Annotated in this window: 4 protein-coding genes; 2 read left to right on the top strand and 2 right to left on the bottom strand. The window is 64.0% G+C overall.

Annotated features, from left to right (window positions below):
* Nucleotides 1-23: 23 nt before the first annotated feature.
* The gene (murJ, locus tag ABI_RS06190) at nt 24-1,655 is read right to left on the bottom strand and encodes a murein biosynthesis integral membrane protein MurJ (RefSeq protein ID WP_006272018.1); all 1,632 of its coding nucleotides are present in this window, start codon (nt 1,653-1,655) and stop codon (nt 24-26) included.
* A gap of 131 nt (nt 1,656-1,786) precedes the next feature.
* On the opposite strand from murJ, the gene ABI_RS06195 reads away from it, so the two are divergent.
* Nucleotides 1,787-3,166, top strand: coding sequence for a hypothetical protein (locus ABI_RS06195; RefSeq protein WP_006272019.1), 1,380 nt, complete (start codon nt 1,787-1,789; stop codon nt 3,164-3,166).
* Between the two features lie 134 nt (nt 3,167-3,300).
* Nucleotides 3,301-6,234, top strand: coding sequence for a calcium-binding protein (locus tag ABI_RS23460; protein ID WP_006272020.1), 2,934 nt, complete (start codon nt 3,301-3,303; stop codon nt 6,232-6,234).
* Here the strand turns inward: ABI_RS23460 and ABI_RS06205 are convergent, their stop codons facing one another.
* A complete protein-coding gene (locus ABI_RS06205) occupies nt 6,235-7,923 on the bottom strand; it encodes an alkaline phosphatase D family protein (protein ID WP_006272021.1) in 1,689 nt (562 codons plus the stop codon). It lies immediately after the preceding gene.
* Nucleotides 7,924-8,081: the final 158 nt, after the last annotated feature.

Genomic DNA, 8,081 nt, shown 5'->3' on the forward strand with positions numbered 1-8,081 from the left:
GAAGGAAGTGAAGTCATTCTCGTTTAGCCCTGGCGGCGCATCACGGCCTTCAGTTCGGAAACCGAGGTCGCGCCGGTGACAAAGAGAAGGGCCATATAGAGGAACAAGCCGGCAAAACAAACCCCCACAATGGCGAATTCCTTGGCCATGTGGGCTTCGATGAGGCCGCGGTTGGCCTGAAAGAAGGCGAGTGCGACGCCCATGACCGCGCCGCACAGGACAATCTTGACCAGGGCCGACGCTGACCGACCGCTCAGGTGCCAGACCTTGCGTTTGAGCAGGGTCAGCAACATCAACAGAACGTTGGCCCAGGCCCCAGCGGAGGTGCCGATGGCCAGGCCGGGCACGCCAATTTCGGGTATGATCTGAACGCCGTCGATAACGACACCGTTGAACAGGGCGACGCCGACGCCCAAGTTGACGGCCACATTGACCAGGGCGAACTTCATCGGGCCGTAGGTGTCTTTGCGGGCATAGAAGGCCGGGCTGAGGATACGTGTCAGGACAAAGGCCGGCACACCCCAGCCATAGTGCAGCAGGGCGGCGGCGGTTTCCAGGGCGTCGTGGGGCAGGAATTCGCCGCGGGTGTAAAGCCCGTCGATCAGGTAGTGGGGAATGGCGATCAGGGCGGCCGTGGCGGGCAGGGTGAAGACCATGGCGTAGATCAGGGCGTCATCCAGGGTTTGTTGCGCGCGGTCGTGGTCGCCGGACTGGACCGAGCGTGACAGAGCCGGAAGTAGGGCCACCCCGATGGCGACGCCGACCAGGCCCAGTGGCAGCTGATACAGGCGGTCGGCCACGGTCAGCCAGGTGCGGGCGCCGTCGACCTGGGACGCGAAGATGCCCGAGACCCAGACATTGATCTGGGTCGCCGAGGCAGCCAGGGCGCCGGGTATGGCCAGCCACAGCAACTGGCGGATCTGGGGGGTGAAGCGCGGCATGACGTTGAGGCCGACTTTCGCGCCGACCTTGCGGACGGCCCATAGCAGCAGCGCGGCCTGGGCGACGCCGGCGACGACGATGCCGGCCGAGGCCCACCAGGCGCCCTTGACCGGATCGGTCTGCGGCAGGACCATGGCCAGCATGACGACATTGAGCAGGGTGGGGGCGGCGGCCGAGACGATGAAGCGGCCGCGCGCGTTCAGAACGCCCGACAGCAGGGCGACGATGGTCATGCACGGAAGATACGGCATGGCGATCTGGGTCAGGACCACGGCCAGTTTGAACTTGTCCGGCGTGTCGGCGAAGCCCGGATTGATGACGTGCATCAGCCACGGCATGGACAGCTGCGCGGCGATGGTCAGGACGACCGTGGCGCAGCAGAGCGTTGCCATGGCATCGCGCGCCAGCTTGTCGGCGGCGGCCTGGCCTTCCTCGGCCAGGACGGCGGAATAGCTGGGCACAAAGGCGGCAGTAAAGGCGCCTTCGGCAAAGATGCGCCGGAAGAGGTTGGGAAAGCTGAGCGCCGTATTGTAGGCGTCGGCAGCGATATTGCCCGAAGCGCCCATGACGGCGGTGATGACCACGTCGCGCGCCATGCCTAGAAACCGGCTGATCAGGGTGAAGGCTGAGTTGATCAGCGAATTGCGGACGAGACCGGAAGATTTGACGGGCGAGTCGGACACTGGGGAACCTGCATTGGCGTGGCGCAGCATTAGGCGTGCGGCGTAGAAGCTGCAAGCGGTTATGGGTTAATTCAATGTACGGCAGCGACGCTTGATTTGTTTGTGCTGGCGCGCTTAATGGGCGCGGGAACTGTACAGAGGCGTAAGGGCGAGGGCGGATTATGTGGAAATATCTGGTTGCGGCCGTCGTTGTCGTCGCGGCGCCGCAGGTTGCGATGGCGCAGTATGCGCCAAAACTGATCCGCGAGGCCGAATATGGCACCGTCCGTGAGGTCGAAGGCGAAAAGCTGATGATCGCCGTGGCGCGGGACGGCTGTCCCGCGGCCTGGCAGCCGGCCGGGGGCGGACCGTGCTTCGATACGCTGAAAGCCAAGCTGACCGCCAATCCGGTCCGCGTGCTGGGCCTGTATAAGGCGCCCGAACCGCGTCAACGCATCGCCGGCCGCTACGGCAGTGATTTCAGCCTGTTCACCGCCCGGATCGAAGGCGGCGCCCTGGTTGCTCAACGCCTTGACCTGCCGACCTCGGACGTCACCGTCCCGCGTAACTGCTACCGCCTGAACGGCGAGGGCGTCGGCTATGTCATTGCCGCTGAGAACGGGATGCCAAATAGTACGCTCGTCGCCTATGAGAGCCAGATCGTGTCCTGCGACGGCGGTCCGGAAACACCGCAGGGACCCTACTACCCCGAAGGCGAACCCATGCTGCCGGGATCGGCCGGCGTTCATCATCGCACCGAAGAGCTGCAGGTGTGGGGGACGACCCGCTATCTCGCCATTACCGGGGTGAGCTGCGACAAGATCTATCAGTTGCGCAAGACCTGGTGCGCCCGGCCGGCGGTTTCCTACCTGCAGGCCAATCCGGGGGTGAAGGAGGTGGACCTGATCGCCGCCCGCGCCCCGGTCAATGCCGGTGACTGGCTGAGCGAGAAGCAGATCGACCAGTGGGTGCTGAAGCGCAAGGGCAAGGACGGTTTCAAGGCCGACAGCCGGTGGGTCAACAAGTCTTTCCTCAACGGCGTGGCCGGATGCTGGGCGACCCAGGCGGTCAGTTGGAATGTCTCGCAGCAGGGCGATGGTCTGTATATTACCGAAGGCGCCCACCATGCCTGCGGCGCGCCCAAGGCGCCGGTGCCGGTCAATATCTATGAAGCCTATGGCCGTGACCTGGAGGTGGTCGACTGCGCCGAACGCCGCGGCGACTGGCGCAAGAGCGAAAGCGGCTGCCCCGATCGTATCAAGGAACAGCTGATGCGCATGGGGACCGGGGACGCCACCCTGGTCGTTCTCAACCAACACGGCCGCGTTGGGGACTATCTGCACGAAGGTGGCTATGTCAGCTATGATGTCGCGTCGGCGCGCCTCAGCAAGGAGGGTGCGCTGGATATCGATGTGGTGTATAACTACGCGCCCAGCGTTTACATGTCCAACTGCAGCCCGATGTCCGGCGGTCCGGCCGAAAGCCGCGGCTTCGTCCTGATGCGCAGTGTCGGCGTGACCCGGGCGCGTGAATATCAGTGGATGGCGTGTCCGGTTTACTGATTCAACTCAAAATTGGCGTGTTAACTTGACATTCATCAAGTCTTGCCCGCGAATCCTTCGCAACTGAGTAAAGCGTTCAACCGGAATGATCGTTGGCGCGCGCCTGTGGGGCAGTGACGCCTGGGAGGCTCAACATGTTCGTGTTCTTAGGCGATGATGGCGATGAGGGTATCGACGGTCTCGACGGTGATGTCGGCGCACCCGGTATAGCGCCGGATGACGGCACAGACGGCGGCGCCGGTGATGACGGTGAAGGGCTGATCGGGCACCTGCTCGATCAGAGCGATGTCCTGTCCGGCGACCTGGAGGTCCAGGCCGAAGGGGGCTGGGGCGGTGACGGCGGCAATGGCGGGCTGGGCGGCAGCGCCCCGACCGGAGTCGCGTTCAATGGCGCCAACGGTGGCAACAGCGGTTATGGTGGCGCCGGAGGCGACGTCAATATCGGCATCGACGATGTCATCGCGGATACGGTTTCGGTCCTGGTGGTTGCCGGCTACGGCGGCGACGGCGGCGGCTGGAACAGCACCAACCTGTTCGGCAATGGCGGCAAGGCGGCTGAGGACGGTTACAATGGCGGCAACGGTGGCAATGGCGGGCATGGCGGTGTCGGCGGCAGCACCAGTCTGACGCTGGCGGATTCCGAGGCTGGCGCGACCTTTATCCAGATCTCAGCCGGGGACGGTGGGGAAGGCGGCGACGGCGGCGACGGCGGCGAAGGCGCGTCCGTCGGCGGTACGGGCGGCAATGGCGGGTTGGGTGGCCATGGTGGCAACGGTGGCGGAGCCGCGTTGTCGGTGATTGACAATCTGTTTGTTACCTCGGACGGGCGGGCGATTGCGGCGACGGGCGGCAAGGGCGGTGACGGCGGGTTCCAGGGCTATGCCGGCACCGGCACTGCTGGCGACGGGAGTTACGGCAACAACGGCAATGGCGGGGAGGGTGGTGACGCCTCGGTCGCGGTCACGGGCAACACTTTCGACTTTACCTCTGATTGCGGCTGTGAAGACGGGATCGTCATTGCTGTTGTGGGCGGCCAGGGTGGATTTGGCTATGCCTCAGAAGATGATCCGAGCCAGGACGGCGTCAGCGGCAGCGGCGGTGATGCCGTCTTCGACTTCAGCGGCAACCATTTGCGCGCGACGATCGACGATGTGGTGATTTCGCTGGCTTTGTTCCTCAATGCCGGACAGGGTGGGGTGTTTCTTCCGGACCCGACAGACACGACGGCGGGTGTAAAAGGCGCCGACGGTACGACGGACCTCATCTTCGGCAATAACACGATCGAGGGCAGTGCCGGCATCGACACCTTTCAGCTTGAGGTCGACAATTTCATCTATGACGATGCCGATACGGGCGTGGGTATCACCCCGCTGGGCAGCGTGATCATCGACCTGACGGACGGGGTGATCGACCTGGGCAGCGGCGCGACCAGCGTGATCGCGGATATCGAACATATCGATGTCATCATCCGCGACGGCTATTTCGACAGCAATGACGATTTCCACGACAGCGGCGTCGCGGTCTATCTGCGCGGCAATGCCGCCGCCAACGACCTGGGGTCCAGCGAAGGCGACGACGAACTGAAGGGCGAGGCCGGCAATGACACGCTGAACGGCTATGGCGGCGACGATACGGTGATCGGCGGGCTGGGGGATGATGTGCTGTATGTCGACAGCGATTTCGACGTCGTGGTTGAGCTGGACGGTGAAGGCAAGGACATGGTCGTGTCGACCATCACCTGGTCGCTGGTCGGGACCTTTATCGAAGACCTGTATCTCGACGGTTTCGATGACGTTGACGGCACCGGCAATGACGGCGCCAACCGGCTCACCGGCAGCGCGGGCAATAATCGCCTGGACGGCGGCGTGGGCGCGGATTCGATGTACGGCGGCGACGGCGATGATACCTATTATGTCGACGACCTGGGCGACAGGATCTACGAAGATGCCGGTATGGGGCGTGACGTGGTCATTTCCTGGGTCAGCCTCTCGCTGGTCGGCCGGGTGGTCGAGCAGCTGTACCTGATCGGCAGCGACAATCTCAACGCCACGGGCAACACGCTGGCCAATACGATCGACGGCAATGACGGCCATAACGTCATCGACGGCGGCGAAAATTACGACAAGATGTACGGCGGACTGGGTAACGACACCTATTATGTCGACCATGTTGACGACAAGGTCTACGAGTTCCTCAATGCTGGCACGGACGTCATCTACACGTCGGTCGAATACGACCTGACCGGCCGCCATATCGAGGTCGCTTATCTGACCGGCTCAGCCGATATGGCGCTCTTCGGCAACAGCCTGGCCAACGCCCTGCACGGCAATGATGGCGGCAACCTGCTGGACGGACGTGCCGGTAATGACAGCCTGTGGGGCGGACTGGGTGACGATACCTATGGCGTCAACGCGTCGGGCGACGTGGTGACCGAACTGGACGGCGAAGGCACCGACACGGTCGAGTCGTCGCGCAGCTATGCCCTGGGTGATTTCGTCGAGAACCTGTTCCTGACCGGTGCATCGGATATCAACGGCACGGGCAACGGGCTGAACAACGCCCTGGTCGGCAATGAGGGCCACAATGTGCTGACGGGCGGGCTGGGTGACGACAGCTACTACGTTCAGGCCGGCAATGATGTGGTGGTCGAAGCCGCCGGCGAGGGCAATGACGAGGTCCATTCGTCGGTCAGCTTCTTGCTGTGGGGCACCTATGTCGAGGGACTGGTCCTGACCGGCACTGCGAACATCGATGCGACCGGCAACAATCAGGTGAACTCGCTGTTCGGCAATGACGGCAACAATGTCATCGACGGCGGCGGCGCGGGTGACCTGTTATGGGGCGGCCTGGGCGCGGATACCTTCCTGTTCCAGGCTGGCTGCCGGGCCGACAGTATCTACGATTTCGACGCCAGTGAGGGCGACGTCATCGATCTGAGCGCCTTCGGCAGTGGCACGATCAGCCAGGCCGGCAGCCACGCCTTGATCGATCTGGGCAGCGGGAATCTGGTCTGGGTGCGCGATACCGACGCCACCGATGCCGGCTTCCTGGGCGCCATCATCTGGTAGTCAGATTTCGCTAAGCGGCCCGACTCCGGTGTCGCCGGCGCGGGCCGTGAAAGCCTTGCGCACCGACAGTTTGAAATCGCGCGACAGGATGGTGTCAACCGCCATCCATTCGCCGGTCATGGAATCATCGGTCAGGGTCAGGCGGACGAAGCCGTTGTGGCCGTCGTCGCTGGCAATGATTTCGGCATTGTCGTCGGCCAGGGTCTGCGCCAGATGCAGGTCGGGCAGCCACGAATCCAGCCACCGTGTCGGCGAGGTGATCGAGGTCACCCCCATCTCGACGGCGACCTGGACGCCTGAGGCGTCGTGCAACTGATTGGCCCAGGCGGCATGGCTGTCGCCCGACACCACCACCATGCGGGCGCCGGCCTCGCGGATGAGACCATAGAGACGCTCGCGTTCGGCCGGGTAGCCGTCCCAGGCGTCGAGATTGAAGGGGAAGGGGTCAGGCCGGCTGAACAGGCCCACCATGGCGTCCAGAATGTAGCGCGGGCGATCCGGCAGGACGGCGCGGATGGCAGCCAGGTTATCGGCACCCAGGGCCTTGACCACATCGGGACCGTTGGTGCGGGTCATCACGACCTGGTTGCCCAGCAACTGCCAGCGGACGCCGTCGCGGACCGAAGCCGTGAGCGTGTTCCCCAGCCAGGCGCGCTGATCCGCGCCCAGCAATTCGCGCGAGGGATCGTTGATTTTGGCCCGCATGGCGTCGAAGTCGGGAACTTCGCCCCCCGTCGCTCCAAGTTCGGCTTCGTAGTCGAGCTGTTGCGTGCGGCCGACCAGGCGGGTCTCGGTCATGATGAGCTCGGCCATCTGGCCGAAGCGGAAGCTGCGATAGATGCTTTCGGCCAGGCGACCGGGCGCGGCTTCGCGGATCGGCATCCACTCGCCATAGGCCTTCAGCGCCGCAGCCTTGCGCAGGGTAAAATCGCCTTCGCCCTGGTCAGGATCGTGGTTCTCGGCGCCGGCGGTCCAGCAGTCGTTCATCACTTCGTGGTCGTCATAGACGCAGATCCATGGCGCCCGGGCATGGGCCGCCTGCAGGTCGGTGTCGGACTTGTACTGGGCGTGGCGGGTGCGATAGTCCGACAGTGAGACGATCTCGTGCGGCGGCTGGGGCGTGCGGTTCAGTAAACGGCCATTGCCCATGCCGTAGTCGGTCAGGCCGGCACCGTATTCGTAGATATAGTCGCCGAGATGGACCACCGCGTCGACACGGTCGAGATCGGCGATAGCGCGGTAGGCGTTGAAATAACCGTTGGGATGCAGCGAGCATGAGGCGACAGCCAGGACGACCTTGTCGGTGGTTCGCGGCAGGGTGCGGGTGCGGCCGGTGGGGGAGGTTACATTGCCCGCGATGAAGCGGTAAACATAGTCGCGGCCGGGTTCTAGGCCCTGGGCATCGACCTTGACGGTGTAATCGCGGTTCGGGCCGGTGGTGAAGGTACCCGAAGCGGCCAGGTCGGTGAAGGCGTCGTCGCGGGCGACCTGCCAGGTGACGGTGAGGGCTTCCAGGGCGCCGGTGATCCGGGTCCACAGGATGACCCGGTCCGTCAGGGGATCACCCGAGGCGACACCGTGTTCAAACCGCAGGCCTCCGGGTGACGGCGCGACGGCCGAGGCGCCCAGTGCCGGCGAAGCGGCGATGATCCCAAGGCCCCACAGGGCACGACGCCGGTTGACAGCCATTTCGACCCCTGCGAGCTGTTTCAGACGCAAATGGCCTTAGGGGGATTTGACGACAGGGATTTAACAAGTCCGTGACGGTTTTTCGGCGAAAAGGTTAATTGGGGGGAGAGGACCCCTCCGTCTCGACGCGCTTGCCGATGGCCTTCGGCCCGGCTTCG

The sequence above is a fragment of the Asticcacaulis biprosthecium C19 genome (assembly GCF_000204015.1).
GTDB lineage: Bacteria > Pseudomonadota > Alphaproteobacteria > Caulobacterales > Caulobacteraceae > Asticcacaulis > Asticcacaulis biprosthecius.

Excerpts from the sequence above, each read along its gene's own strand:
- murJ (WP_006272018.1), bottom strand. The coding sequence starts at position 1,655 with ATGCTGCGCCACGCCAATGCAGGTTCCCCAGTGTCCGACTCGCCCGTC.
- ABI_RS06195 (WP_006272019.1), top strand. The coding sequence starts at position 1,787 with ATGTGGAAATATCTGGTTGCGGCCGTCGTTGTCGTCGCGGCGCCGCAG.
- ABI_RS23460 (WP_006272020.1), top strand. The coding sequence starts at position 3,301 with ATGTTCGTGTTCTTAGGCGATGATGGCGATGAGGGTATCGACGGTCTC.
- ABI_RS06205 (WP_006272021.1), bottom strand. The coding sequence starts at position 7,923 with ATGGCTGTCAACCGGCGTCGTGCCCTGTGGGGCCTTGGGATCATCGCC.